The organism is Photorhabdus laumondii subsp. laumondii (assembly GCF_003343245.1).
Taxonomy (GTDB): domain Bacteria; phylum Pseudomonadota; class Gammaproteobacteria; order Enterobacterales; family Enterobacteriaceae; genus Photorhabdus; species Photorhabdus laumondii.
In genome coordinates this window covers 4355386-4381888 of sequence record NZ_CP024901.1, presented here as the reverse complement: position 1 = coordinate 4381888, position 26503 = coordinate 4355386, and the positions used below count along the sequence as shown (strand labels likewise).

Sequence of the window (26503 nt, the reverse complement as noted above, 5' to 3'; positions counted from 1 at the left end):
CCAGTGGGTAGTGTTGTGTGGAGTAAAAATCATGAACAAGCAGTTATATCGTATTATCTTTAATCAGGCCCGCCAGATGTGGATGGTGGTGGCCGAGATAGCGCGGGCCGGACGGGGAAGAACCGGACGCCGCGCTCATCGCTCCGCTTCACCGCAGCGTTGTTGCCGGCTGACTGCGCTACGGTTTGGGGTGTTATTCGCCCTTGGCGGAATTTCGCTTACGGCACAGGCGGCGATTGTGGCCGACGGACAGGCACCGGGGCGTCAGCAGCCGACTATTATTCGCAGCGCCAACGGCACGCCGCAGGTCAATATTCAGACGCCGGGCGCCGATGGCGTTTCCCACAATACCTACCGTCAGTTTGACGTGGATAAACAGGGAGTTATCCTCAATAACAGCCATCAGGCTACGCAGACGCAACTCGGCGGCATGGTGGCGGGCAATCCGTGGTTAGCTAAAGGGGATGCCCGCGTTATCCTCAATGAAGTCAACAACCATAACCGCAGTCACCTCAACGGCTGGATTGAAGTGGCCGGGCATAAAGCCGAGGTGATTATTGCCAATCCGGCGGGCATCACCTGTAACGGTTGCGGGTTCATTAACTCACATCGCACCACGCTCACTACCGGACAAGCGCTGATGGAGCGAGGCCGGCTGAAAGGGTTTGATGTCAATCAGGGGGAAGTGCGGATTGACGGACACGGTATGGACAGCACACAGCAAAGTTACACCGATATTATCGCCCGCTCCGTGGCGATTAACGCCAAATTACACGCGCAAGACCTGAAAGTGACCACCGGGCGCAATATTGTCGATGCGACGCATCAGCAGATGAAGAAAAAATCGATTGACGATGAAAAGCACCCGGCGTTTGCGTTGGATGTGGCGGCGCTGGGCGGCATGTATGCCCATAAAATCAGGCTGATAGGCACCGAAGCGGGGGTGGGCGTGCATAATGCCGGTAATATCGGCGCGTCTGCCGGCGAGGTCCATATCACCGCCGAGGGCCGGATAGAGAACCGCGGCACCCTCAGTAGTCGGGATACGTTGCAATTAACCTCGTCTGCCGATGTCACTAACACCGGCAAATTGCTGTCACAATCGGCGGTGAATTTACAGGCTAAAGGTGCGCTCAATAATCAGGGCCGGGTGGAAGCCCGCGGCGATACCACCGTTACTGCGGGCACGATACACAGCAGCCATGACAGCGTATGGGCTGCGGGGCTGGATGATAACGGCAACACTACCCGACCCGGCTCATTGACTCTGACCGCGCAGCACGTTCAGGCTAAGGGCAAAAATCTGGCCGCCGATACGCTGGCTATCCACAGTCAGCGGATTGACCTGAGCGACAGCCAGACCGCAGCCAGCCAGATTCAACTCACCGCCAGTCAATTGGGCATCAGTACCGCTCGCGCTACCGTCAACGCCGACCGTTTGACCGCGAAAACCCCGGGCCAGTTTAACAACGACGGCGGCCAGTTAGTGGCGCGAGCAATCCACCTCACGACGCCTGATATCTCTAACTTGAAGGGAAAAATTAATCAGACCGGTACTGGTGAACTGACGCTCCATACCCGCACCCTGAATAACCGTGAGGGGACCGTGTTCAATCAGGGGAAATTGACCCTCACCACTGACCGGCTCGACAACCATCAGGGCACTATTGCCAGTCAGGGCGAGGACCTGCATCTCACCGCGCATCAGGCCGATAACAACCAGGGAACGGTGCAACTGGCAGGCAACGGGAAACTGTCGCTCAACACGCAACGGTGGCTGGGTGATAAGGGCAAACTGCTGACCAATGGCACCCTGACGATACAGGCCGGTGAACTGCAACTCAACCACGCCGAAACTCAGGCCGGGCAGATAACCATCAACGCCGACACCCTGAGCCATCAAGGCGGCGTGATGCAACAATGGGGTAAGGATGACTTGTCCCTCACTACCCGGATACTGGATAACCACAGCGGCACTATTGCGGGCAATGGCAACCTGAACCTTAAGGCAACGACCGTCGATAATCGTCACGGCAATATCGTGGCCGCCGACCAAGGTTCGCTGAAACTGACCGTCAAAGACACGCTGGATAATCAGTCGGGCAAACTGGAAGCGGGCCACGCGCTCCAACTTAGCGCCACTCAACTGGATAATCGCCGGAGGAGCATTGTTGCCGCCGGGGACAGCGCCACCCTCACCGTTGGCAAAACTATTCAAAACGCTCACGGCCATCTTGAAGCCAAAACCCGACTGACTACGACTAGCCAGACGTTGGATAACACCCAGGGGGTGTTGCTGGCACAAAACATTGACAGCCAGACCACAGGCCATCCCTTCACCAATACCGCCGGACAGGTGATAGCCGAAGACACCCTGACGGTCAACAGTGGTCAACTGGATAATACGGCGGGGCTGTTACAGGCCGGTCGCGAGATGGCCGTTGATACCCACGGGCATGGGCTCACCAATACCCACCATGCCGACCAAAAAGCGGGCCGGTTATTGAGTGGCGGGCAGTTAACTTTGCGCACCGGCGACATCGACAACACCGGAGGGATGATCGCAGCGGACGGCAAAACCGTGCTGACCAGCACCGCGCTCAATAATACTCAGGGCCAGATAGCCGGAAATAGCGGGCTGAACATTCACAGCCGACAACTCACCAACCGCGAGGGCACTTTACAATCCGCCGACGCCCTGACTCTGGATACCGACGGGCAGTTACTGGATAACCAGCAGGGCCAGATTATCGGTGAGGGCAAAACCACTATCACCAGTGGCCCGCTGGACAATCGCCACGGTCATCTTCAAGGCGGACAGTTGGCTATCGATACCCGACACGCCGCGCTGGATAATCGGGATGGCAAACTGTTATCCACGGACACCTTAACTCTGAACACTCACCAACTCGATAATCGTCACGGGCAGGTGCAGGCGGTGGGCGACACTCAGCTTGATGTTGACACTCAAACCGATAACACCGGCGGCCTTATCCGTGGCGGTCAGCAATTGACCCTGAACACCGCTCGCCTGATTAACCGCGAGACGGCGCACACGGATAACGGGCTGGAAGCGCAAAACCTGACGGTAAACGCGCAACAGGTGGACAATACTCAGGGCGCTTTACGGGCGGCCAACCACCTGCAAGCGAACATCCGCCAGACGTTGAATAATACCCAGGGACTGGTCTCCGCAGGTAAACAACTGACGGTGGGCGACAAGAGCGGGCCTGCCTCGCTGGCGATTAACAACCGGCAAGGCACGCTAATTGCCGGGGAACACGCAGCTATCACCGCACACGCCTTGAGCGGGGACGGCCAACTGTTATCGCAGGGCGATATGGCGGTCACTTTAACCGAGGATTTTCACCATACCGGCAACACGGCGGCCAATGGCAATCTGACGCTGAAAACGACCGGCAATATCACCAACAACCGCCAGATAAAAGCCGGTCGGGCGCTGTATCTGGGCGCACAGAATCTCATCAACAGCGCCTCCGGTGAAATCAGCGCCAAACAAACGCAAATCCAGGTTCACGATACGCTGAACAACACCGGACTGATTGACGGCGGCTTAACCCATCTCACGGCCAACACTCTGAACAATACCGGCACCGGGCGCATTTACGGTGACCAAATTGCCCTCCAGACAGGCACACTGAATAACTCCGCACAGGACGGCAAAGCCGCGGTGATTGCGGCGCGGGACCAACTGGATATCGGCACCGGAACACTCAACAACCAGCATCATGCGCAGATTTACAGTGTGGGCGACATGCACATCGGCGGTCAGTTGGATAACGCCCTGAAAGCTACCGGCCAAGCTGGTGTGCTCAATAACCACGCGGCGACGATTGAAGCCGGGCGCCATTTGAAGATTAATGCCGACCGGATTAACAACACCAACGCCGGGTTGGTGACTCAGGTCGTCGAAACAGAAAAGTCTCAGCATCACGATGCAGTACTGAGCGGCCAGACCACTCGCTATGACTGGTCACAGGTGGACACCTCCCACCGCAATAAATACAAAGTGCACGATGCCATCATGCCGGACGGCAGCGGCAGTAATGACTTTTACGAATATCAGTACACCCGCACCGTCAGGGAAACTCAGGTTAAACAGAGTGACCCCGGTAAAATTCTGGCCGGCGGCAATATGACGCTCAACAGTGCGCAGGTCACCAATCATGACAGCCAAATTATCGCCGGTGGGGCGCTGGACGGGGTGATAGGCGAACTGCATAATATTGCCACTCAGGGGGAACGCATCACTACCGATAAAGGTCGCCAGACCCACTGGTATGCGAAAAAGAAACGACTGAAGCCCCGATTCCGTGGTACCAAAACCTCGCAGGGAAAAAGCCGCAGCAATTATGCCCCCGCCCCAGTGATAGAAACCATCGACCTGAAAACGCTGGCCTGGCAGGAGCATACCCGTCCGCAGGGTACCGATATCACGATTACAGACCGACAAACCGGTCAGATACACGCGGCCCCCACGACAGTCACACCGGTGAGCGGTATCAAAAATCAGCCACTGGTCTTGCCTCCCGGTCAGCCGTTTGAGCTGAGTTTGCCCCCGGAGACCGTCAAAGGGCAAACAGTCGATCCGGTGATACGCGTGGTGACGCCCGATACCCGCTTGCCGAATAACAGCCTGTATACCGTGCAACCGGGCAGTGACAGTCACTATCTGGTCGAAACCGACCCGAAATTTACCCAGTACAAACCGTGGCTGGGCTCGGACTATATGCGGCAACAGTTAACGCATGACCCGGCGCTGGTCCACAAACGTCTGGGCGATGGGTTCTACGAACAGCGGCTGGTGCGGGACCAAATCACCCAACTGACCGGCCGGCGCTATCTGCCGGGCTACAATAACGACGAAGCGCAGTTTAAAGCGCTGATGGATGCCGGTGTCGCTTTTGGAAAACAGCAACAATTAACGCCGGGCGTCGCCTTAAGCCCGGCACAGATGGCGCTGCTGACCTCAGACATTATCTGGCTGACTAACCAAACCGTCACTTTGCCGGATGGCACTACCGAGGTGGTCACCGTGCCGCAGGTTTATGCGCGCGTCCGTCAGGGCGACCTGCGCAGTGATGGCGCTTTGCTGGCCGGGAATACCGTGGCGCTCAACAGTCAGGGCGATATCACCAACAGCGGCACAATTAGCGGGCGGGATGTGACTCAACTGACGGCCAACAACCTCACCAACAGCGGCTTTATTCGCGGCGGCAAAGTAGATTTAACGGCCCAACAGACGCTCACCAACCGGGGCGGCCGGATTCAGGGGGATGACCGGGTGACCCTGAAAGGCCGGGATATCACCAGTGCATCAACGGTGCGCGGGGATGAGGCTAATCGTTGGTTAGATCGTCCGGCAGGCATCTATGTGCAGAACGATAACGGCACCTTATCGCTGAACGCCATCAACAATGTGCAATTAACCGCCAGTGACGTCAAAAACGCCGGTAAAGACGGCCACACCGAGATAACGGCAGGCCATAACCTGACGCTGGACACCTTAAGCACGCGTCGCACAGAGCAGGGCAACTGGGGGAAAGATAACACTCGCCATCTGACCCAACAACAAGATATCGGTAGCCAGATAACCGGTGCCGGTGAGGTGACCCTGCAAGCCGGGCAGGATTTGAACGCCACCGCTGCCCACGTCAACGCCGGTCAACACCTGACGGCGCAGGCCGGAAATAACCTGACGCTGACCACCGGGACGGCCTCATCCGATTTAGTGGAGCACAGTAAACAAACCAGCAAAGGCTGGCTGTCGAAATCGTCAGTGGAAACCCACGATGAAGTGCACGACCGGCAGGCGCTCAGCACCACATTCAGTGGCGATAAAGTGACTTTACAGGCCGGTAAAGACCTCAATATCCGCGGCAGCAATGTGGCGGGCACGCAGGATGTCAGCCTGAACGCCGGTCATCAGCTCACCGTCACCACCGCCGCGGAATCTCACGATGAAACCCATTTGCGGCAGGAGAAAAAATCGGGCCTGATGGGGACTGGGGGGATTGGCTTCACCTTAGGTAAAGCCAGCCAGAAAGTCACCACCGACAGTGACAGCCAGCTGAGCAAAGGCAGCACGGTCGGCAGCAGCCAGGGCAATGTCACCCTTAACGCAGGTGAACAGCTCCGGGTTCACGGCAGCGAGGTGATTGCCGGTAAAGACCTGACGCTCGCCGGTCAACAGGTCGATATCACCAGCGCGGAAAACCGCCATCACACCACGACAAAAACCGAGCAAAAACAGAGCGGCTTAACTGTGGCGCTGAGTGGCACAGCAGGCGGGGCCGTCAACAGCGCGGTGCAAACAGCCAGAGCCGCCCACAATGAAAGTGACCCGCGAGTGAAAGCGCTGCAAAATACTAAAGCCGCGCTGAGCGGGGTACAGGCCGTGCAGGCTGGCCGACTGGCGGAAGCTCAGGGCAGTGACGACAAAGGCAATAACAATCTGGCCGGGGTGAGCCTGTCTTACGGTCGGCAATCCTCCCGTTCAGAACAGCAGCACCGTCAGACCACCCAACAGGGCAGCCACCTCACCGCCGGGGATAACCTCACCATAACCGCCAAAGGGGATGGCAAAGGCGCATCAGGCCAGAATGGCGATATCCGTATTCAGGGCAGTCAGTTACAGGCGGGCAAAGACCTGCAACTGAATGCTCACCGGGATATTCAGCTCTCCTCCAGCCAGAACACCGAACAGACGACCGGCAAGAACAGCAGTCACGGCAGCGCGCTGGGCGTGGGCCTGACCGCAGGGCCGGGGGGCACCGGTCTGAACGTCTCGGCCAATGTCAGTCGGGGCAACGGTCACGAAAACGGCAACGGCGTCAGTCATACTAACACCACGTTACAGGCGGGACAGACCGTCGGGCTGAACAGTGGCCGGGACACGACGCTAAAAGGCGCTCAGGTCAGCGGCGAACAGATTACCGCCGAGGTGAAACGTCATCTGACCCTCAGCAGCGAGCAGGACAGCCAGCGCTATGACAGCAAACAACAGAATGCCAGTGCGGGCGTCAGTGCCACCGTGGGTCCCCTCACCAATGGTACCGCGAGCCTCAATGCCAGCCGCAATAAACTGCACAGCAACTATGACAGCGTGCAGGAGCAGACCGGGCTGTTTGCTGGCAAAGGCGGCTATCAGGTTAACGTCGGTGACCACACCCAACTGGACGGGGCGGTGATAGCGAGTCAAGCCGACAAAACCAAAAACACCCTGAACACCGGGACGCTGGGCTTCAAGGACATTCAGAATCAAGCGGACTTTACTGTCGAACAGCAGAGTGCGGGCGTCAGCCTTGGTCAACCGACCGCCGGTCAGGTCCTGAATAATCTGGCGGTCAATGGGCTGACGGGGACTCATAACTCAGGCCATGACAGCAGCACCACGCACGCCGCGGTCAGTGACGGCAATCTGATTATCCGGGACAAAGCGCACCAGACGCAGGATGTCGCGAACTTAAGTCGCGATACCGATAATGCCGCCAATGTTCTGAGTCCGATATTTGATAAGGAAAAAGCACAGCAACGGCTGAAACAAGCGCAACTGATTGGCGAACTCAGCGCCCAGATGACCGAGATAGCCCGTACGGAAGGGAAAATTATCGCCACCAAAGCGGCGAAAGCGAAACTGAATCATATCAGTGAACCGGACAAAGCCGCGGCCAGAGAAAAATTGATCAACGCAGGTAATAAAGACCCCTCTCCAGCGGATATCAATAAGCAAGTTTATGACACCGCTTACACGCAGGCACTGAATGACTCGGGCTTGGGGACCGGCGGAACCTATCAGAAAGCCTTACAGGCTGCTACGGCAGCGATTCAGGGCTTGGCTGGGAACAATCTCGGTCAGGCGCTGGCCGGGGGCGCTTCACCGTATCTGGCGGGCGTGATAAAAGAGCTGACGACGGACCCACAAACCCATCAGGTGGATACCGCCACCAATACGCTGGCCCATGCGATTTTAGGCGCGGTAGCGGCAGAGGTCAGCGGCAATAATGCCTTGTCAGGCGCAGCCGGTGCGGCTTCCGGTGAACTGGCCGCTCAGGTACTGATGAAGCAACTTTATGGTGACGGGGCCAACGTCAGTGAGTTAACGGAGGAGCAGAAGCAAACTATCAGCACCCTTTCCACCCTGGCGGCAGGGCTGGCCGGCGGTATTGCCGGTGACTCCACCGGGAGCGCCATCACCGGGGCACAGGCAGGGAAGAATGCGGTTGAGAATAACTATCTGAGCGTGAATGAGCTGGACAGTTTTGCGCATCAAGCCCGCACCTGTGAAGGCGAAAGCTGCAAACAAGTGATCAAGGATATGGTAGACACTAATATCCGCAATCAGCAGGAAATGATGGATTTCTGCAACAGCAACCCGACCCAGTGTGCACAGAAGTATGGTTATCTGGTTGATCAGTGGCCGGTGTTTGAACGTACCCTCAAAAATATGGACCGGGATGGCACATTGCCGGTTGAGTTCAGAAATTACCTGTCGGCGGTGAATACGTTAGGTCAGGCGGCCACAGGCAAGGTAGGCGAACTCGGCTGGACAAAACGCTTTGAGGCGATGGGCATGAGTCAGGAGACTGCCGCTGCAATGGCGATGACGCTGCCTATTGTGATGGAGGGAGCCAAAGGGCCGAAGTCGTCACCAAAATCATCGCAAAATAATGCCGGCAAAGATGCTCAGCCTGAGTTAGCAGGGAAAAACACAAGTGGTGCGGAAAATGCGGCAACTTATCCGAAGTTAAAAGAAGACTTGGTGCAACGAAACCTCAGTCATATTGCTTCGCAAGATCCAAGGTTGGCGGCTGTAGTTAAAGGTGATAATGGTAAGCTCAATTATGGCATTGGCACTGGAACTCGAACAGAAGCGGATAGATTAGGCAAAATCTGGGTAGGAGATGGAGCCAAGAAGACTACCGGAAATGGCTGGGTTAGTGCGGATGGTACGAGAGGTTATAGGCCGCCATCAGAGAAACCTAATAGTGCCCATGCCACTACTGGTGTGCAAGCCAACTTTGAAACTTATTCCATTGATTCTAAAGGAAAAATAAATAAGACTGGAAACGGTCATTTAAATATTCTGGATTAAAAGAGGATGCATTAGTGAAAGCAGTACTAAAAGGCATAGATTGTATGCATAAAGATCCAGTTATGTACTCCGGTGAAGATGACGGAACTATTAATATAACCTTATCCCTATTAATCGGGCCAGAGTTGGAAAGTGGGAGTGAATATTTTGATCTTTTTATCTGTACACCTGAATGGCTGTGTAATCATCATTGGCAGCCGGAATTGATACGTCATACGCTTCTGGTACGTGAGTATAATTTGGATGAAATTAAAAAGACCATTACAAACTATATCGATCAGTGCGAGGGGCAAGATTGGATGGAGATAGCGCAAAAGCTATCTCGTGTCTTTGCCTGGGAATATGAGGATTATCAACCTTAACCTGTTGTTATCCAAAGGGTCCAGCTAAAAAACTGGACTCTTCCTTTAGCCGTCAGTCATTCTCAGCCAGTTGAATGATTAACTGCCCGGCTTCGCTGGTAATAGTGATCGGCTTCCCTGTGGTAAAGCCCAACGCAGCCAACCAGCGCCCCTTAATGGTGAGCTGCGGGTACGGATTGGGCTTGCCCCGGTTAGGCCGGTAGCCCACGGTGTAATGCCGTGGCTTTACAGCCTGCACTTTAGTTGTAATGGTTTTTGCTTTAGAATCGCATTTAGCCATGATGAACTACCTCTGATAGTTGGTGATGGTTAGCGGCGCTGGAGTGTTCCCGCACTTCAGCGCCGTGCTGTGTTAACTCTCTTCCTTCGCTGTTGTTGAAATACAGGCCATTGTGCCGGCAATCTGAGTTTTGATGATCATTGCATCCAGCAACTCCTTAATAACCTCCTGCTCATACTGCGGCATACGAGAAATTGCCTCAAATTGATAGCGCAGCCGCTCACTAGGACCGCGCTCCTGTTCATCAAAAACCAGCATATCCGCACTGACACCGAGCGAAATAGCCAAGCGACGTATTACCTCTAAGGTAGGTTGTGCTGAGCCTCCCTCATAACGCCGGATCTGTAAAACTGCCACACCAGCCATATCAGCCAGCGCCTGCTGAGTGAGCCCGCGTTCCTTGCGTAATGTGGTAAGCCGTTCAGGGAACTGCATATCGAGAAACCAGGTTGTTGAACTTGATATCACTATATATCCCCCTTTTAAAAAGCTTGTTTTTAGATATCTTATCAGATATGTTTTAAATATCAATATAGCATCTTGACAGGTTTTTACAGGAGGTCATTGATGACCCGCGTTCCCGACACCGATTTAGTCCACTTAAAGCAAACCGTCTCGTTACTGGGGCTGGCGCGTAAGCAAGGCCGTCCGATGAAAAAACGCGGTGAGGATTATGTGCTGCGCTGTCCGTTCCATAACGAGAAAACGCCCTCAATGGTGATATCGCCGGCTAAGAACCTGTATCACTGCTTTGGCTGTGGCGCAGCGGGGTCGGTGCTGGACTGGGTGATACAAACGGAAGGGGTGACGCTGAAAATCGCTATCCGCCGGCTGCGGGAGCTGGCCGGGTTGCCGGACATGGACAATGCAGTTGTGGCCGCTTCTTCTTTAGCCGCCCCGCCGGAGTCACAGGCGGCCCCCCTGCCGCGCCCGAAACTGGCCGACCTGGACGATGACGGGCAGGCGCTGTTGCATCAGGTGATTGATTTTTATCATCAGCACTTACTGGCATCACCGGAAGCCAAAGCCTGGCTGGCACGACGCGGGCTGAATCATCCTGAACTGGTCAGCCACTTCCGGCTCGGTTATGCGGGTCATCACGGTATCAGCGGTTCCGCGGGATTGTTGCCGTCCAAAGACAGTCAGGAAGGTCAGCAGTTGCGCGGCAAGCTGTCGGGGCTGGGCGTGTTGCGTACCACCACCCGGCAGGACCACTTCCGGGGCTGCGTCGTGGTGCCGATAATCGGCTGGGCCGAATCGACCAGTGTGGCCAGCCGCGGGCGGGTGCTGCAACTGTATGGTCGCCGAACCCAGCCGGATTACAAAGTCCTGAAAGACAGCCCGAAGCATCTGTACCTGTCCTCACCGCTAGCCGGGGTCTGGAATGAGGCAGCGATGAAAGCCGCTGCGGAAATTATCCTGTGCGAAGCGCTGATCGATGCTATGACCTTCTGGTGTGCCGGGTTCCGCAACGTGATCGCCGCGTTCGGGGTGAACGGGTTTAACCGTGAGCATCTCGAAGCCTTGCAGTATCACGGCGTGAAGCGGGTGCTGATTGCCTTTGACCGGGACGAGGCCGGAGACCGTGGCGCGGCTAATGTAGCCGCTGATTTACTGGAAGCCGGTATCGAGGCGTGGCGGGTGCAGTTCCCGCCAGGTATGGATGCCAATGACTATGCGCTGAAAAGCGGCAATGCCGAACATGCGCTGGGGCTGGCCTTGCAACAGGCGGTCTGGCTGGGACAGGGAACAGCGCCGGGCGCGGTGTTCAGCCATGAGCGGCCCGTCTCGCCGAGTGTGACGGAAAAGCCCCAAAGTGCCGGGGTGGCTAAATCTTCTTCTTTAGCCGCCCCGCCGGCGCTGACCGTTGCCCCCGTGCCCTGTGAGCGCACGGCGTCCGGTGAGTTGTTGATGAAAAGCGGCCCCCGGGTCTGGCGGATACGGGGGATGAAAAAATCCCCGGTACCGGACGTGATGAAAGTCAATGTGCAGGTGCGGGATGAAACGTCCGGCCTGTTCCATGTGGATACGCTGGACATGTATCACGCGCGGCATCGTCAGAACTACATCAGCACGGCGGCGCAAGAGCTGGAATGCGAGCTGTCGGTCATCAAACGCGAAGCCGGGCGGGTCTTGCTGATGCTGGAGCAGCAACAGGACGCGCAACAGCAAGCCGACGCCGAAGCCTCAGGGACAACGGCGGTCACGGTCAGCGCGGAAGACGAAGCCGCCGCGCTGGCGTTGCTGACATCGCCGAACCTGACAGAACAGATTATCAACGACATGGCCGCCTGTGGCGTGGTCGGCGAATCCACCAATCTGCTGACCGGGTATCTGGCGGCAGTCTCGCGCAAACTCGATAAACCGCTGGCCGTGCTGATACAAAGCAGTTCCGCTGCCGGGAAATCGTCATTGATGGAGGCGGTGCTGAACCTGATGCCGGAAGAGGAGCGTATCCAGTACTCGGCAATGACCGGGCAGAGCCTCTACTATCTGGGGGAAACCAGCCTGCAACACAAGATACTGGCGATAGCCGAAGAAGAAGGCGTGCGGCAGGCGGCTTATGCCCTGAAACTGTTGCAGTCCGACGGCGAGCTGAAAATCGCCAGCACCGGCAAGAACGAACAGAGCGGCGAACTGGTGACGCGGGAATACAAGGTACAGGGCCCGGTGATGCTGATGCTGACCACCACCGCCATTGATGTGGATGAAGAGCTGCTGAACCGCTGTCTGGTGCTGACGGTCAACGAATCGCGCGAGCAGACGCAGGCCATCCACGCCATGCAGCGGCACCGCCAGACGCTGGCCGGGTTGCTGGCTGACTCGGAAAAAGGCTATCTGACGCAGTTACACCAGAACGCCCAGAGCCTGTTAAGGCCGCTGAAAGTGGTCAATCCTTACGCCCATCAACTGACGTTCCTGTCAGACAAAACCCGGATGCGGCGCGACCACATGAAATACCTGACGCTGATACAGGCCATTGCCCTGCTGCACCAGTATCAACGTGAAGTGAAGAAAACGACCCACCGCGGGCAGGTCATCGAATATATCGAAGTCACCCAGGACGACATTGCCCTCGCCAACCGGCTGGCGCATGAGGTGCTGGGGCGCACGCTGGATGAAATGCCGCCGCAGACGCGCAAGCTGTTGCTGCTGATACAGGACTGGGTACGGGAAACCGCCGGACAACAGGCGGTCAGGGTCGATGAACTGCATTTTACCCGGCGGGATATTCGGACCGCTTTGCACTGGGGTGATACGCAACTGAAAGTACATCTGGCGCGGTTGCTGGAAATGGAATACCTGTTGCTGCATCGCCGCGGGCTGACCTATGAATATACGCTGTTGTGGGATGGTGAAGATACCGGGCAACCGCATCTGTGCGGGTTACTGGAGATGACTGAATCCCGGTCAGAAACGGCAGGCAATGTGTTTCAGTCGGGGTCAGAGGATGTTCAGTCGGGCACGGGTCGGGGCAGGGTCGGCAGTCAGTCGGTAAATCAGAATCCGGCCTCAAGGCAGGCAACATCAGACCTGTCGGCGGAAGTGGCCGGGGTAAAGCAAAAAGCAGTTATTAAGACAGAAAAAAAACCGGCTTCAATCCCCCTGCCCGAAGAAACAGAAATGACGAATGACGCTGTTGCGGGCAAGGCGTTCCGGTCGGGGTCAGAGGGTGTTCAGTCGGGTACAGGTCGGCCCCAGGTCGGTACACAGCCGGACAGACAAAATCCGGCCTCAGCACAGACAGCACAAGGTTTAACAACAGAACCGGGCGGGGCCGGAAAGAAAACGGTTAACAGACATAAAACGCAAAAGGCCCCACCGCCCGCTGCCTCAGCCGCCCATCCCCAATCCGAAACGGAGGTTAATCATGGCAAACCGTAAACCCCGCAAGGGGAGTCTTCTGACCGTTAATGACGTCTACCGTCAGCCTGTGGGGCCGGCGCATGACCCGAAAAGCCTGTATGCACTGCTGCTGCGCTTCGTGGCCTGGCGGCAGGAACGGAACTGGTCGGAAACCACGCTGAAAGTGCAGACCCATCACACCTATCACTTTATCCTGTGGGCCACGGACCGGGGCCTGTACTATGCCGCGGACATCACGCGGCCGATACTGGAGCGTTACCAGCGCTACCTGTACCAGTACCGAAAGACCAACGGAGAGCCGCTGAGCATCCGCACCCAGCGCACGCAGTTGCAGCCGTTACAGGTGTGGTTCAAATGGCTGACGAAACAGAACCTGATACTGGCGAACCCGGCAGCGGACATTGAGTTGCCGCGGGAAGAAAAACGCCTGCCGCGGTATATCCTGAGCATTGATGAAATCGAGCATATCCTGTCGCTGCCTGACCCGAATACGTTGCAGGGCGCGCGCGACCGGGCCCTGATGGAGCTGCTCTGGTCAACGGGGATACGACGCAGTGAAGCGGCCCGGCTCGATATCTACAGCATTGACGGGTCACGCAAAACGGTGACCATCCGGCAGGGCAAGGGGAATAAAGACCGGGTATTGCCCCTCGGCGAACGGGCCTTAAACTGGCTCCAGTTCTATCAGCAACAGGTTCGCCCGCAACTGCTGGTCACCCCGGACATCCAGTCGCTGTTCGTGGCAATGGACGGTCTCGACGGGTTGCAGCCGAACGGTATCACGAATGCCGTAAGCGGTTATATCCGGGCCGCCGGCATTGAGAAAAAAGGTGCCTGCCACCTGTTCCGGCATGCGATGGCAACGCAGATGCTGGAGAACGGCGCGGACCTGCGCTGGATACAGGCCATGTTAGGCCATGCCAGCGTGGAGTCAACCCAGGTGTATACGCAGGTCTCTATCCGGGCCTTGCAGGCGGTGCACGCCAGCACCCATCCGGCGGAGCAAATGGCCGACGAAAAAGTCCGCGACGCCGATGAGGTGGGTTTACTGGCCGACCTGTACGCCGACGATAACGCCGACACGGACACGCCGCCGGACAGTTCAGAGCCGACCTCAACCGCCGATAGCCGCTGAGCGTCCGCACGCCCCCGTTGAGTTGGGCGGGTTCGGTGTGGGGGCAGACCGTGGCCGGACTGCCCGTCGGCATCGGCGCACGCGGGGGTAAATAGTCGTCAGGCGGCTCAACCACGAGCGTCCCCGTTAAGCCGGTCCAGGCCGCCCAACGCCTATTGAACATAATGCGGGGGAATTATACGCACTGCGCCGGTGAGCCCGGGCAACCGCCTGAGCATTGATGAGCGGCTTAATGCGTATAATTGGCATTATGTCTTGCGCCCCCGCGGGTCAGCATTGGCGGGTGTGGCGCACAAGGCTGCGCCTTATGCTCTAACCGACTGAGCCGGACATCGGCAACTCTGAGTTCTTCTTTAGCTGCCGTGCCAACGTCCGGCCAACAACCCTGAAGGCAGATCGGCCTGCGGCCTCCGCTCATTGACTTCCCCCCGCCCCAACCCCGCTGCACTGGCTGCGCCCGGTTCGCAGTCGCAGGCTCCTTGCTCATTCCCGTGCTCGCCATCGCCGCCCCGTGCAGCCCCTGTCTCTTGATCAGATCTCCAAATCAACTGATTTAGCCAGCAAATAGCCGTCTATCAGGGTTTGCAGCCGAAACCAGCCTTCCCAAAGTCGTTCCCATCCGACTCGACCCGTGCGTTTGGAATCGTACCAGCCGGCCAGTTTTCCCAGATTGATGAAGGCCCAATGCAAACTCGGGGCTTTTTTCGGCACACGGCGTTTTTCTTGTTTTGACCACAGTAATTTCCACGCCAGGGGGCTTAATACTGTCTCACAGCTCTCTTTCTCTGCCTCTTCTTTGTTCAGACCCATAAAACGCAGCTGGTGTATTCGTACCGCAATAAAGGCCAGCAGCACTATCATGCGCTCCAGATTATCTTTGCTTTGCATACGCAGCGCTTCTACCTGCGTGCCGCCCGTTTTCCACGCTTTGTGAAATTCTTCTATCAGCCAGCGGCGCTCGTAATAACTGAATATTTTATGGGCGTCTTCCTGACTGTTGACGGGTTCGGAGGTCAGAAGATGCCAGCAAAGCCCATCCTCCGGACCTTTTTCGTAGCAACCGACATAAAATATCCGCACCGCCTCACCGCTTTTTCCTTCGGGGATTTTCAACGTCACTTCGGCATAACTGATATCACAATGCGCGACACGCGCCTGACGCCCGCCTTTCTGTCTGACCTGAACTAATCGTTCTCCAGCACTCTGTAACCGGCTAATAAAGTCATAAAGTTTATCCTGACTTTCCTCTATACGCCGGTTTTGCATCGAACGGATGACGAAACGTTGTTTTTGGCTCGTTTTATAACGCAGATATTCGATGATATCGGCTTCACGGTCACAGACAGAAATCACGTTGGCCATCTGCTCCCCTAACCGGCTGTCGACGGCTTGTGAGGCCCGTTCCCACTTATAACTCTCTTTCCCTTCATAAGGGCGTGTATCGCGTTGTCGGCTTTTGCCATAATCACTGACATCTCGACACCAGCGCTGTTGCTCTATCAACCCCACGACCTGTTGTTCTTCAGGCGCAAATAACAACACCGAGTGTGCCTGCATGCCCCGGGATTTTTCCTTTGAGGTGGTATAGCCGAGTTCATCGGCGACCGACGCATGGGAAAATGACAGGGTTGTCGTGTCTTCCAGCGCTAACAGGCAATGATAACGTTGAGCGTGAGCGACGGTGGCGGTAAATCCGGCTTCGGCGATGGCCTGAGGCGCAATGGCGGAATTTCGGGTCAGTCGGTAGGCCGCTTCAACATCGGCAGGAGAGTCAAGAGATTGCACGAGCGATTGTCCTATATGGTTAGCCAACGAACAGGCCACTTTCACCAGGCGGTTGGTACGGCGTTTATCACCTAATTCCGCATGTTGAAACGTGTCATTTGCCCATTGTTCGGCGCTGGTTGAAAACATAAAGATTACCTCAAGTCGTGTTTTTTATTGAGATCAATCTATGAGGGAAAAGTTCAATAACGCGGGGGCGGGTTAAAATATTTGTGTAGGAAAGACAGGTGCAGCCCCCGGGGGCTTCCCTGAACAAAACAAAACCGCGTGGTCATGCAAGGTCATACGCAAACCGAAGCCACAGTGCCTCAGAGCGTCGCAGGGGCGCCGCTTGCGGGCTCTGTGCCGCCCGCGCCCGCAGAACGGGCACCCGCCGCCCAAGCGAGTTGGGCGACGTTCGCCCGTTGCCGAAAAAGGCGCTACACTGACCAGAGCGCGGCGGGAAAAACCGGCCTTCGGGGGCGAAAAGCGCGTCAGGGGGTTTTGGGGCCGGCGGTGAACGCCCATTGGAAAAAACGGGTGGTAACTGGCTGAGGGCATTGGGAAAATCGGTGTTTGGCGGTCAACGTCGCAATGGAATGGGTTGTTGTTGAGAATAACTATCTGAGCGTGAATGAGCTGGACAGTTTTGCGCATCAAGCCCGCACCTGTGAAGGCGAAAGCTGCAAACAAGTGATCAAGGATATGGTAGACACTAATATCCGCAATCAGCAGGAAATGATGGATTTCTGCAACAGCAACCCGACCCAGTGTGCACAGAAGTATGGTTATCTGGTTGATCAGTGGCCGGTGTTTGAACGTACCCTCAAAAATATGGACCGGGATGGCACATTGCCGGTTGAGTTCAGAAATTACCTGTCGGCGGTGAATACGTTAGGTCAGGCGGCCACAGGCAAGGTAGGCGAACTCGGCTGGACAAAACGCTTTGAGGCGATGGGCATGAGTCAGGAGACTGCCGCTGCAATGGCGATGACGCTGCCTATTGTGATGGAGGGAGCCAAAGGGCCGAAGTCGTCACCAAAATCATCGCAAAATAATGCCGGCAAAGATGCTCAGCCTGAGTTAGCAGGGAAAAACACAAGTGGTGCGGAAAATGCGGCAACTTATCCGAAGTTAAAAGAAGACTTGGTGCAACGAAACCTCAGTCATATTGCTTCGCAAGATCCAAGGTTGGCGGCTGTAGTTAAAGGTGATAATGGTAAGCTCAATTATGGCATTGGCACTGGAACTCGAACAGAAGCGGATAGATTAGGCAAAATCTGGGTAGGAGATGGAGCCAAGAAGACTACCGGAAATGGCTGGGTTAGTGCGGATGGTACGAGAGGTTATAGGCCGCCATCAGAGAAACCTAATAGTGCCCATGCCACTACTGGTGTGCAAGCCAACTTTGAAACTTATTCCATTGATTCTAAAGGAAAAATAAATAAGACTGGAAACGGTCATTTAAATATTCTGGATTAAAAGAGGATGCATTAGTGAAAGCAGTACTAAAAGGCATAGATTGTATGCATAAAGATCCAGTTATGTACTCCGGTGAAGATGACGGAACTATTAATATAACCTTATCCCTATTAATCGGGCCAGAGTTGGAAAGTGGGAGTGAATATTTTGATCTTTTTATCTGTACACCTGAATGGCTGTGTAATCATCATTGGCAGCCGGAATTGATACGTCATACGCTTCTGGTACGTGAGTATAATTTGGATGAAATTAAAAAGACCATTACAAACTATATCGATCAGTGCGAGGGGCAAGATTGGATGGAGATAGCGCAAAAGCTATCTCGTGTCTTTGCCTGGGAATATGAGGATTATCAACCTTAACCTGTTGTTATCCAAAGGGTCCAGCTAAAAAACTGGACTCTTCCTTTAGCCGTCAGTCATTCTCAGCCAGTTGAATGATTAACTGCCCGGCTTCGCTGGTAATAGTGATCGGCTTCCCTGTGGTAAAGCCCAACGCAGCCAACCAGCGCCCCTTAATGGTGAGCTGCGGGTACGGATTGGGCTTGCCCCGGTTAGGCCGGTAGCCCACGGTGTAATGCCGTGGCTTTACAGCCTGCACTTTAGTTGTAATGGTTTTTGCTTTAGAATCGCATTTAGCCATGATGAACTACCTCTGATAGTTGGTGATGGTTAGCGGCGCTGGAGTGTTCCCGCACTTCAGCGCCGTGCTGTGTTAACTCTCTTCCTTCGCTGTTGTTGAAATACAGGCCATTGTGCCGGCAATCTGAGTTTTGATGATCATTGCATCCAGCAACTCCTTAATAACCTCCTGCTCATACTGCGGCATACGAGAAATTGCCTCAAATTGATAGCGCAGCCGCTCACTAGGACCGCGCTCCTGTTCATCAAAAACCAGCATATCCGCACTGACACCGAGCGAAATAGCCAAGCGACGTATTACCTCTAAGGTAGGTTGTGCTGAGCCTCCCTCATAACGCCGGATCTGTAAAACTGCCACACCAGCCATATCAGCCAGCGCCTGCTGAGTGAGCCCGCGTTCCTTGCGTAATGTGGTAAGCCGTTCAGGGAACTGCATATCGAGAAACCAGGTTGTTGAACTTGATATCACTATATATCCCCCTTTTAAAAAGCTTGTTTTTAGATATCTTATCAGATATGTTTTAAATATCAATATAGCATCTTGACAGGTTTTTACAGGAGGTCATTGATGACCCGCGTTCCCGACACCGATTTAGTCCACTTAAAGCAAACCGTCTCGTTACTGGGGCTGGCGCGTAAGCAAGGCCGTCCGATGAAAAAACGCGGTGAGGATTATGTGCTGCGCTGTCCGTTCCATAACGAGAAAACGCCCTCAATGGTGATATCGCCGGCTAAGAACCTGTATCACTGCTTTGGCTGTGGCGCAGCGGGGTCGGTGCTGGACTGGGTGATACAAACGGAAGGGGTGACGCTGAAAATCGCTATCCGCCGGCTGCGGGAGCTGGCCGGGTTGCCGGATATGGACAATGCAGTTGTGGCTGCTTCTTCTTTAGCCGCCCTGCCGGAGTCACAGGCGGCCCCCCTGCCGCGCCCGAAACTGGCCGACCTGGACGATGACGGGCAGGCGCTGTTGCATCAGGTGATTGATTTTTATCATCAGCACTTACTGGCGTCACCGGAAGCCAAAGCCTGGCTGGCACGACGCGGGCTGAATCACCCTGAACTGGTCAATCACTTTAAGCTGGGGTACGCGGGCCATCACGGGATCGGCGGTTCAGCGGGCTTATTACCGTCCAAGAGCAGTCAGGAAGGCCAGCACCTGCGCGACAAGCTGTCGGGGCTGGGCGTGTTGCGTACTACCACCCGGCAGGACCACTTCCGGGGCTGCGTCGTGGTGCCGGTGATCGGCTGGGCCGAATCGGCCAGTGTGGCCAGCCGCGGGCGGGTGCTGCAACTGTATGGCCGCCGAACCCAGCCGGATTACAAAGTGCTGAAAGACAGCCCGAAGCATCTGTATCTGCCGTCACCGCTAGCCGGGGTCTGGAATGAGGCAGCGATGAAAGCCGCTGCGGAAATTATCCTGTGCGAAGCGTTGATCGATGCCATGACGTTCTGGTGTGCCGGGTTCCGTAACGTGATTGCCGCGTTCGGGGTGAACGGGTTTAACCGTGAACATCTCGACGCGTTGCAGTATCACGGCGTGAAACGGGTGCTGATTGCCTTTGACCGGGACGAGGCCGGAGACCGTGGCGTGGCTAATGTGGCGGCTGATTTACTGGAAGCCGGTATCGAGGCATGGCGGGTGCAGTTCCCGCCGGGTATGGATGCCAATGACTATGCCGTCAAAAGCGGCAACGCCGAACATGCACTGGGGCTGGCGTTGCAACAGGCGGTCTGGCTGGGACAGGGAACCGCGCCGGGCGCGGTGTTCAGCCATGAGCGGCCCGTCTCGCCGGGTGTGACGGAAAAGCCTCACAATGCCGATGTGGCTAAACCGGCTGCCTTAGCCGCCCCACCAGAGCTGACTGTTGCCCCCGTGCCCTGTGAGCGCACGGCCTGCGGTGAACTGCTGATGAAAAGCGGGCCACGTATCTGGCGGATACGGGGGATGAAAAAATCGCCGGTGCCTGATGTGATGAAAGTCAATGTGCAGGTGCGGGATGAAACGTCCGGCCTGTTCCATGTGGATACGCTGGACATGTATCACGCGCGGCATCGTCAGAACTACATCAGCACGGCGGCGCAAGAGCTGGAATGCGAGCTGTCGGTCATCAAACGCGAAGCCGGGCGGGTCTTGCTGATGCTGGAGCAGCAACAGGACGCGCAACAGCAAGCCGACGCCGAAGCCTCAGGGACAACGGCGGTGACGGTCAGCGCGGAAGACGAAGCCGCCGCGCTGGCGTTGCTAACATCGCCGAACCTGACAGAACAGATTATCAACGACATGGCCGCCTGTGGGGTGGTCGGCGAATCCACCAATCTGCTGACCGGGTATCTGGCGGCAGTCTCGCGCAAACTCGATAAACCGCTGGCCGTGTTAATCCAGAGCAGCAGCGCGGCAGGCAAGAGCAGCCTGATGGATGCCGTGCTGAACCTGATGCCGGAAGAGGAGCGTATCCAGTACTCGGCGATGACCGGACAGAGCCTGTATTACCTCGGCGAAACCAGCCTGCAACACAAAATACTGGCGATAGCCGAAGAAGAAGGGGTGCGGCAGGCGGCCTATGCCCTGAAACTGTTGCAGTCCGACGGCGAGCTGAAAATCGCCAGCACCGGCAAGAACGAGCAGAGCGGCGAACTGGTGACGCGGGAATACAGGGTACAGGGACCGGTGATGCTGATGTTAACGACGACGGCCATTGATGTGGATGAAGAGCTGCTGAACCGCTGTCTGGTGCTGACGGTCAACGAATCGCGTGAGCAGACGCAGGCTATCCACGCCATGCAGCGGCACCGCCAGACGCTGGCCGGGTTGCTGGCTGACTCGGAGAAAGGCTATCTGACGCAGTTACACCAGAACGCCCAGCGCCTGTTAAGGCCGCTGAAAGTGGTCAATCCTTACGCCCATCAACTGACGTTCCTGTCAGACAAAACCCGGATGCGGCGCGACCACATGAAATACCTGACGCTGATACAGGCCATTGCCCTGCTGCACCAGTATCAACGTGAAGTGAAGAAAACCACCCACCGCGGGCAGGTCATCGAATATATCGAAGTCACCCAGGACGACATTGCCCTGGCTAACCGGCTGGCGCATGAGGTGCTGGGGCGCACGCTGGATGAAATGCCGCCGCAGACGCGCAAGCTGTTACTGCTGATACAAGAGATGGTGAACGCACAGGCGCAAATCCAGCACTGCCAGCCAAATGAAGTCCGCTTTACCCGGCGGGATATCCGCGCCTTTACCCACTGGAGCGACAGCCAGCTCAAAAACCACTGTCAACGGCTGACGGAAATGGAATACCTGCTGTTGCATGGCGGCAGCCGGGGGCACCTGCTGCATTATGAACTGCTGTGGGACGGAGAAGACAACGGCGCAGCCCACCTGTGCGGCCTGCTGGATGTCGGAGAAGCGGACTCAGAAACCGCCGGCAGTGAACGCAAGTCTGACCCGGAAGGTCATAAGTCTTCCCCAAGTCCGGGGCAAGTCTGGCCTGAGTCTGGGGAAGAAAAACCCGCGTCAGCCCAGACAGCACAAGGGCCAGTGGGGGCACAAGTCCGGGCAGATGAAAACGCAGTTATCAAGGAAAATAATCACAGAGACGCATTGCCCGTACCCGACAGGGATAAAACGCCGGCAGCCGTCCCGACAGGTCATGAGAGCAAGTCTGACTTAAATGAACACCCGTCTGCCTCAAGTCTGGGCCAGGTCCGGGCTAAGTCTGGGGTGAAAAAATCCCTATCCGGGCAGGCAGAACACGGGTTCAGCGTACCGCAAGTCGGGGTAACGGAAGACACCGTGATAAAAGGAAAAAAGAAAACGCGCCCCTTGTCTGCGCCCGCCCCTCAATCTCAACCGGAGGTCAATCATGGCAAACCGTAAACCCCGCAAGGGGAGCCTTCTGACCGTTAATGACGTCTACCGTCAGCCTGTGGGGCCGGCGCATGACCCGAAGAGCCTGTATGCGTTGTTGCTGCGCTTTGTAGTGTGGCGACAGGAACGGAGCTGGTCAGAAAGTACGCTGAAAGTACAGACGCACCATACTTACCACTTTATCCTGTGGGCAACCGAGCGCGGCTTATACTACGCAGCGGATATCACCCGGCCGATACTGGAGCGTTACCAGCGTTATCTGTATCAGTACCGCAAGACCAACGGTGAACCGTTAAGCACCCGGACGCAACGTACCCAACTGGAGCCATTGAAAGTCTGGTTCAAATGGCTGACCAAACAGAATCTGATACTGGCGAACCCGGCGGCGGACATTGAACTCCCCAGACTGGAAAAGCACCTGCCGCGCTATATCCTGACCATCGATGAAACCGAACAGATACTGGCGCAGCCTGACCTGACGACGTTGCAGGGGATACGTGACCGGGCGTTGATGGAGTTGCTCTGGTCAACCGGGATGCGTCGGGGCGAATTAACCCGGCTGGATGTGTACAGCGTTGACGGAAAACGCAAAACGGTGACCATCCGGCAGGGCAAGGGGAATAAAGACCGGGTGTTGCCCCTCGGTGAACGGGCCTTAAGCTGGCTACAGCGCTATCAGCAACAGGTGCGGCCACAACTTATCGTCAATCCAGACGTCAAGGCATTATTCGTCGCAATGGATGGGCTGGACGGCTTACAGGCTAACGGTATCAGCAATCTGGTGACAGCTTATATCAACGCGGTGGGTATCGAGAAAAAAGGTGCCTGCCACCTGTTTCGGCACGCGATGGCGACGCAGATGCTGGAGAACGGCGCGGACCTGCGCTGGATACAGGCCATGTTAGGCCATGCCAGCGTGGAATCCACCCAGGTGTATACGCAGGTCTCTATCCGGGCCTTGCAGGCGGTGCACGCCAGTACGCATCCGGCGGAGCAAATGGCCGACGAAAAAGTCCGCGACGCCGATGAGGTGGGTTTACTGGCCGACCTGTACGCCGACGATAACGCCGACACGGACACGCCGCCGGACAGTTCAGAGCCGACCTCAACCGCCGATAGCCGCTGAGCGTCCGCACGCCCCCGTTGAGTTGGGCGGGTTCGGTGTGGGGGCAGACCGTGGCCGGACTGCCCGTCGGCATCGGCGCACGCGGGGGTAAATAGTCGTCAGGCGGCTCAACCACGAGCGTCCCCGTTAAGCCGGTCCAGGCCGCCCAACGCCTATTGAACATAATGCGGGGGAATTATACGCACTGCGCCGGTGAGCCCGGGCAACCGCCTGAGCATTGATGAGCGGCTTAATGCGTATAATTGGCATTATGTCTTGCGCCCCCGCGGGTCAGCATTGGCAGGTGTGGCGCACAAGGCTGACGCCTTCTGCTATCAGCGGCTGAGCCAGTCCTCGGCAAAAACCCGTGTTCTTCTTTAGCTGCCGTGCCAACGTCCGGCCAACAACCCTGAAGGCAGATCGGCCTGCGGCCTCCGCTCATTGACTTCCCCCCGCCCCAACCCCGCTGCACTGGCTGCGCCCGGTTCGCAGTCGCAGGCTCCTTGCTCATTCCCGTGCTCGCCATCGCCGCCCCGTGCAGCCCCCGGGGGCTTCCCTGAACAAAACAAAACCGCGTGGTCATGCAAGGTCATACGCAAACCGAAGCCACAGTGCCTCAGAGCGTCGCAGGGGCGCCGCTTGCGGGCTCTGTGCCGCCCGCGCCCGCAGAACGGGCACCCGCCGCCCAAGCGAGTTGGGCGACGTTCGCCCGTTGCCGAAGAAGGCGCTACACTGACCAGAGTGCGGCGGGAAAAACCGGCCTTCGGGGGCGAAAAGCGCGTCAGGGGGTTTTGGGTCCGGCGGTGAACGCCCATTGGAAAAAACGGGTGGTAACTGGCTGAGGGCATTGGGAAAATCGGTGTTTGGCGGTCAACTTCGCAATGGAATGGGTTGTTATTGAGAATAACTATCTGAGCGTGAATGAGCTGGACAGTTTTGCGCATCAAGCCCGCACCTGTGAAGGCGAAAGCTGCAAACAAGTGATCAAGGATATGGTAGACACTAATATCCGCAATCAGCAGGAAATGATGGATTTCTGCAACAGCAACCCGACCCAGTGTGCACAGAAGTATGGTTATCTGGTTGATCAGTGGCCGGTGTTTGAACGTACCCTCAAAAATATGGACCGGGATGGCACATTGCCGGTTGAGTTCAGAAATTACCTGTCGGCGGTGAATACGTTAGGTCAGGCGGCCACAGGCAAGGTAGGCGAACTCGGCTGGACAAAACGCTTTGAGGCGATGGGCATGAGCAAGGAAACGGCCGCTGCGATGGCGATGACATTGCCAATTGTGATGGAGGGGGCTAAAGGGCCGAAGTCATCGCCAACAACAAAGGGAAGCACAGGCGCGGCTGTTAATACAGAGAAAACGGCGCTGGAAAAGATTGGGAAAAACAGTCAAGGCACAACGAATCTGGGTGATAAATCGGATAATACTGTTTATCATCAACAGCTTATCAAAAATGCTGAAAAGATATCTACTGCGAAACCAGGACAACAAGTTGCTGCGCCAAGGGATCTGAATGAGCAAACTTTCTGGAAACAGGTTGAATCAAATCCGTCACAAGGAAGTAAATTGTTAGGTATGAATAAAGATCCCCGTTTTCCTACAGCGGCTGGTTTTCAGAAAATGGAAGCAAAACATAGGCTCCCTAATGGACAAACAATAACTATCCATTACCAGTACAACTCAAATACTGGTAAAGCCTATGACATGAAAATTACTACTCCTCAGAGAATCCAACAGGATCCTAAAAAGGTAATAGATTCAATAAAGGATAATGTTAAATGAAAATACAAGAATCAGATGGCTCTATTGTTGATGTTTTTGCCATATATTGGTTTGGTGATGAAACATATTTTTATGGGTTACCACCAAATTATGGAGGTTTACAGGCATATAAGTCTCATGAAGTCTCAGTTATCGATACAACGATAGATTTTAAAACTGTTTTTTTCTCAAATGATGATGCTAAAAGTGTTCATCATTGGGCATTAATAGAAGAACAGTTGCTGGATGATCTACTTGAGTTAGATGAAACTGCTTATCAACGCTTTTTGGCAATCCTAAAGGCAGAAGGTAATATAGAACAGGATTTTTGTTAATTAGGCGTCCCGGTCAGTGGCCGGGAGCTTCCTGCTTTTAACCGTCAACTGTTCTCAACGAGCCGGATAATCAACTGTCCGTGCTCAACACTGACCTGCACTGGCTGCCCGGTCACAAAGCCCGCTTCTTCCAGCCAATTACCTTTAAGATGCAAGCTGGGATGCTGGCTGTAATAGCGGGTCATGCCAGTGTGGCGGTCGGCGTGACATCGGCTGATATAGCCGACCTTATAGCGGCGTTGCGCTTTCGAACTGCCTGAATTTACATTACAATCGCGTTCAGCCATAGCTAACTACCTCTGATAGTGGGTTGTGGTTAGCGGTGCTGGGATGTTCTCAGCATCTCAACACCGCGTAAGTATTGTCTCTTCTTGAGCGGCTAACGTTTTACCGTCCAACGTTTAGCATCATGCATATGCAACATACTGCTAATCACTGTCTCAATCGCTTCCCGCTCTTTCTCATCCAACTGTGAGACTGCTTCGAACTGGAGTTTTAGCCGGTCATCGGGTCCGCGCTCATTGGGATCAAAAAGAAGCATATCGGCACTGACATTCAACGCTAATGCAATCCGCCGAAACACATCAATCGTCGGCTGGGATGTCCCGGCTTCATAGCGCTTGTATTGTGAAACGTGCATACCAATCTTGTCAGCCATCTGTTGTTGCGTGAAACCAAGCTCTTTACGGGAAGCCGCCAATTTATCAGAAAAGCTCATAGGAAATTCCAAAGTTGCTGTAACTGACGTCACTATACCCCTCCCGTTTTTAT

General features: G+C 55.6%; 19 protein-coding genes. 10 read left to right on the top strand and 9 right to left on the bottom strand.

Annotated features, from left to right (window positions below):
- Positions 1 to 31 precede the first annotated feature (31 nt).
- Together PluTT01m_RS19115 and PluTT01m_RS19110 are read left to right on the top strand one after the other, a co-directional pair.
- On the top strand, positions 32 to 9115 hold the full coding sequence (locus PluTT01m_RS19115) for a hemagglutinin repeat-containing protein (protein WP_011147862.1): 9084 nt from the start codon (positions 32 to 34) through the stop codon (positions 9113 to 9115).
- A 14-nt stretch (positions 9116 to 9129) separates the two neighbouring features.
- Positions 9130 to 9477 (top strand): immunity 8 family protein, encoded by a 348-nt coding sequence (locus PluTT01m_RS19110; RefSeq protein WP_011147859.1) that lies wholly within the window; start codon positions 9130 to 9132, stop codon positions 9475 to 9477.
- A gap of 52 nt (positions 9478 to 9529) precedes the next feature.
- On the opposite strand, the gene PluTT01m_RS19105 is transcribed toward PluTT01m_RS19110, so the two are convergent.
- Together PluTT01m_RS19105 and PluTT01m_RS19100 are read right to left on the bottom strand one after the other, a co-directional pair.
- Positions 9530 to 9757 (bottom strand): SymE family type I addiction module toxin, encoded by a 228-nt coding sequence (locus tag PluTT01m_RS19105; RefSeq protein ID WP_011147858.1) that lies wholly within the window; start codon positions 9755 to 9757, stop codon positions 9530 to 9532.
- Between the two features lie 72 nt (positions 9758 to 9829).
- Positions 9830 to 10192, bottom strand: coding sequence for a helix-turn-helix domain-containing protein (locus PluTT01m_RS19100; protein WP_011147857.1), 363 nt, complete (start codon positions 10190 to 10192; stop codon positions 9830 to 9832).
- A gap of 132 nt (positions 10193 to 10324) precedes the next feature.
- Between PluTT01m_RS19100 and PluTT01m_RS19095 the strand changes: the two genes are divergently transcribed.
- A complete protein-coding gene (locus PluTT01m_RS19095) occupies positions 10325 to 13642 on the top strand; it encodes a CHC2 zinc finger domain-containing protein (protein ID WP_011147861.1) in 3318 nt (1105 codons plus the stop codon).
- A complete protein-coding gene (xerC, locus tag PluTT01m_RS19090) occupies positions 13629 to 14759 on the top strand; it encodes a site-specific tyrosine recombinase XerC (RefSeq protein WP_011145673.1) in 1131 nt (376 codons plus the stop codon). The genes PluTT01m_RS19095 and xerC (PluTT01m_RS19090) overlap by 14 nt, the downstream gene beginning before the upstream one ends.
- 229 nt (positions 14760 to 14988) lie before the next feature.
- Here xerC (PluTT01m_RS19090) and PluTT01m_RS27005 read toward each other — a convergent pair whose 3' ends face one another.
- Entirely contained in the window at positions 14989 to 15246 is a 258-nt protein-coding gene (locus tag PluTT01m_RS27005) for a hypothetical protein (RefSeq protein ID WP_157866891.1), read from the bottom strand.
- Positions 15247 to 15290: 44 nt separating this feature from the next.
- Complete coding sequence (locus tag PluTT01m_RS19080; protein ID WP_011144727.1) at positions 15291 to 16673, bottom strand: IS4-like element ISPlu9 family transposase; 1383 nt, start codon at positions 16671 to 16673, stop codon at positions 15291 to 15293.
- A gap of 444 nt (positions 16674 to 17117) precedes the next feature.
- On the opposite strand from PluTT01m_RS19080, the gene PluTT01m_RS27710 reads away from it, so the two are divergent.
- Together PluTT01m_RS27710 and PluTT01m_RS19060 are read left to right on the top strand one after the other, a co-directional pair.
- The gene (locus PluTT01m_RS27710) at positions 17118 to 18005 is read left to right on the top strand and encodes a hypothetical protein (protein ID WP_011147860.1); all 888 of its coding nucleotides are present in this window, start codon (positions 17118 to 17120) and stop codon (positions 18003 to 18005) included.
- Between the two features lie 14 nt (positions 18006 to 18019).
- Complete coding sequence (locus PluTT01m_RS19060) at positions 18020 to 18367, top strand: immunity 8 family protein (protein ID WP_011147859.1); 348 nt, start codon at positions 18020 to 18022, stop codon at positions 18365 to 18367.
- 52 nt (positions 18368 to 18419) lie between these two features.
- On the opposite strand, the gene PluTT01m_RS19055 is transcribed toward PluTT01m_RS19060, so the two are convergent.
- Positions 18420 to 18647, bottom strand: coding sequence for a SymE family type I addiction module toxin (locus tag PluTT01m_RS19055; protein ID WP_011147858.1), 228 nt, complete (start codon positions 18645 to 18647; stop codon positions 18420 to 18422).
- Positions 18648 to 18719: 72 nt separating this feature from the next.
- Positions 18720 to 19082 (bottom strand): helix-turn-helix domain-containing protein, encoded by a 363-nt coding sequence (locus tag PluTT01m_RS19050; protein ID WP_011147857.1) that lies wholly within the window; start codon positions 19080 to 19082, stop codon positions 18720 to 18722.
- A gap of 132 nt (positions 19083 to 19214) precedes the next feature.
- On the opposite strand from PluTT01m_RS19050, the gene PluTT01m_RS19045 reads away from it, so the two are divergent.
- Positions 19215 to 22529, top strand: a complete 3315-nt coding sequence (locus PluTT01m_RS19045; protein ID WP_011147856.1) for a CHC2 zinc finger domain-containing protein — start codon at positions 19215 to 19217, stop codon at positions 22527 to 22529.
- Entirely contained in the window at positions 22516 to 23646 is a 1131-nt protein-coding gene (xerC, locus tag PluTT01m_RS19040) for a site-specific tyrosine recombinase XerC (protein ID WP_011147852.1), read from the top strand. The genes PluTT01m_RS19045 and xerC (PluTT01m_RS19040) overlap by 14 nt, the downstream gene beginning before the upstream one ends.
- 229 nt (positions 23647 to 23875) lie before the next feature.
- On the opposite strand, the gene PluTT01m_RS19035 is transcribed toward xerC (PluTT01m_RS19040), so the two are convergent.
- Entirely contained in the window at positions 23876 to 24136 is a 261-nt protein-coding gene (locus tag PluTT01m_RS19035) for a hypothetical protein (protein WP_125026219.1), read from the bottom strand.
- A gap of 352 nt (positions 24137 to 24488) precedes the next feature.
- Between PluTT01m_RS19035 and PluTT01m_RS19025 the strand changes: the two genes are divergently transcribed.
- Both PluTT01m_RS19025 and PluTT01m_RS19020 read left to right on the top strand, forming a co-directional pair.
- On the top strand, positions 24489 to 25418 hold the full coding sequence (locus tag PluTT01m_RS19025) for a hypothetical protein (protein ID WP_237146614.1): 930 nt from the start codon (positions 24489 to 24491) through the stop codon (positions 25416 to 25418).
- Positions 25415 to 25732, top strand: a complete 318-nt coding sequence (locus PluTT01m_RS19020; RefSeq protein ID WP_011145465.1) for a hypothetical protein — start codon at positions 25415 to 25417, stop codon at positions 25730 to 25732. The genes PluTT01m_RS19025 and PluTT01m_RS19020 overlap by 4 nt, the downstream gene beginning before the upstream one ends.
- 44 nt (positions 25733 to 25776) lie before the next feature.
- Here the strand turns inward: PluTT01m_RS19020 and PluTT01m_RS19015 are convergent, their stop codons facing one another.
- On the bottom strand, positions 25777 to 26019 hold the full coding sequence (locus PluTT01m_RS19015) for a SymE family type I addiction module toxin (RefSeq protein ID WP_011145464.1): 243 nt from the start codon (positions 26017 to 26019) through the stop codon (positions 25777 to 25779).
- A gap of 92 nt (positions 26020 to 26111) precedes the next feature.
- A complete protein-coding gene (locus PluTT01m_RS19010; RefSeq protein ID WP_011145463.1) occupies positions 26112 to 26450 on the bottom strand; it encodes a helix-turn-helix domain-containing protein in 339 nt (112 codons plus the stop codon).
- Between the last annotated feature and the right edge of the window lie 53 nt (positions 26451 to 26503).

Excerpts from the sequence above, each read along its gene's own strand:
- PluTT01m_RS19015 (WP_011145464.1), bottom strand. The coding sequence starts at position 26,019 with ATGGCTGAACGCGATTGTAATGTAAATTCAGGCAGTTCGAAAGCGCAA.
- xerC (WP_011145673.1), top strand. The coding sequence starts at position 13,629 with ATGGCAAACCGTAAACCCCGCAAGGGGAGTCTTCTGACCGTTAATGAC.
- PluTT01m_RS19055 (WP_011147858.1), bottom strand. The coding sequence starts at position 18,647 with ATGGCTAAATGCGATTCTAAAGCAAAAACCATTACAACTAAAGTGCAG.
- xerC (WP_011147852.1), top strand. The coding sequence starts at position 22,516 with ATGGCAAACCGTAAACCCCGCAAGGGGAGCCTTCTGACCGTTAATGAC.
- PluTT01m_RS27710 (WP_011147860.1), top strand. The coding sequence starts at position 17,118 with ATGGAATGGGTTGTTGTTGAGAATAACTATCTGAGCGTGAATGAGCTG.
- PluTT01m_RS27005 (WP_157866891.1), bottom strand. The coding sequence starts at position 15,246 with ATGAGCAAGGAGCCTGCGACTGCGAACCGGGCGCAGCCAGTGCAGCGG.
- PluTT01m_RS19080 (WP_011144727.1), bottom strand. The coding sequence starts at position 16,673 with ATGTTTTCAACCAGCGCCGAACAATGGGCAAATGACACGTTTCAACAT.
- PluTT01m_RS19020 (WP_011145465.1), top strand. The coding sequence starts at position 25,415 with ATGAAAATACAAGAATCAGATGGCTCTATTGTTGATGTTTTTGCCATA.
- PluTT01m_RS19050 (WP_011147857.1), bottom strand. The coding sequence starts at position 19,082 with ATGCAGTTCCCTGAACGGCTTACCACATTACGCAAGGAACGCGGGCTC.
- PluTT01m_RS19045 (WP_011147856.1), top strand. The coding sequence starts at position 19,215 with ATGACCCGCGTTCCCGACACCGATTTAGTCCACTTAAAGCAAACCGTC.
- PluTT01m_RS19100 (WP_011147857.1), bottom strand. The coding sequence starts at position 10,192 with ATGCAGTTCCCTGAACGGCTTACCACATTACGCAAGGAACGCGGGCTC.
- PluTT01m_RS19105 (WP_011147858.1), bottom strand. The coding sequence starts at position 9,757 with ATGGCTAAATGCGATTCTAAAGCAAAAACCATTACAACTAAAGTGCAG.
- PluTT01m_RS19010 (WP_011145463.1), bottom strand. The coding sequence starts at position 26,450 with ATGAGCTTTTCTGATAAATTGGCGGCTTCCCGTAAAGAGCTTGGTTTC.
- PluTT01m_RS19095 (WP_011147861.1), top strand. The coding sequence starts at position 10,325 with ATGACCCGCGTTCCCGACACCGATTTAGTCCACTTAAAGCAAACCGTC.
- PluTT01m_RS19035 (WP_125026219.1), bottom strand. The coding sequence starts at position 24,136 with ATGAGCAAGGAGCCTGCGACTGCGAACCGGGCGCAGCCAGTGCAGCGG.
- PluTT01m_RS19115 (WP_011147862.1), top strand. The coding sequence starts at position 32 with ATGAACAAGCAGTTATATCGTATTATCTTTAATCAGGCCCGCCAGATG.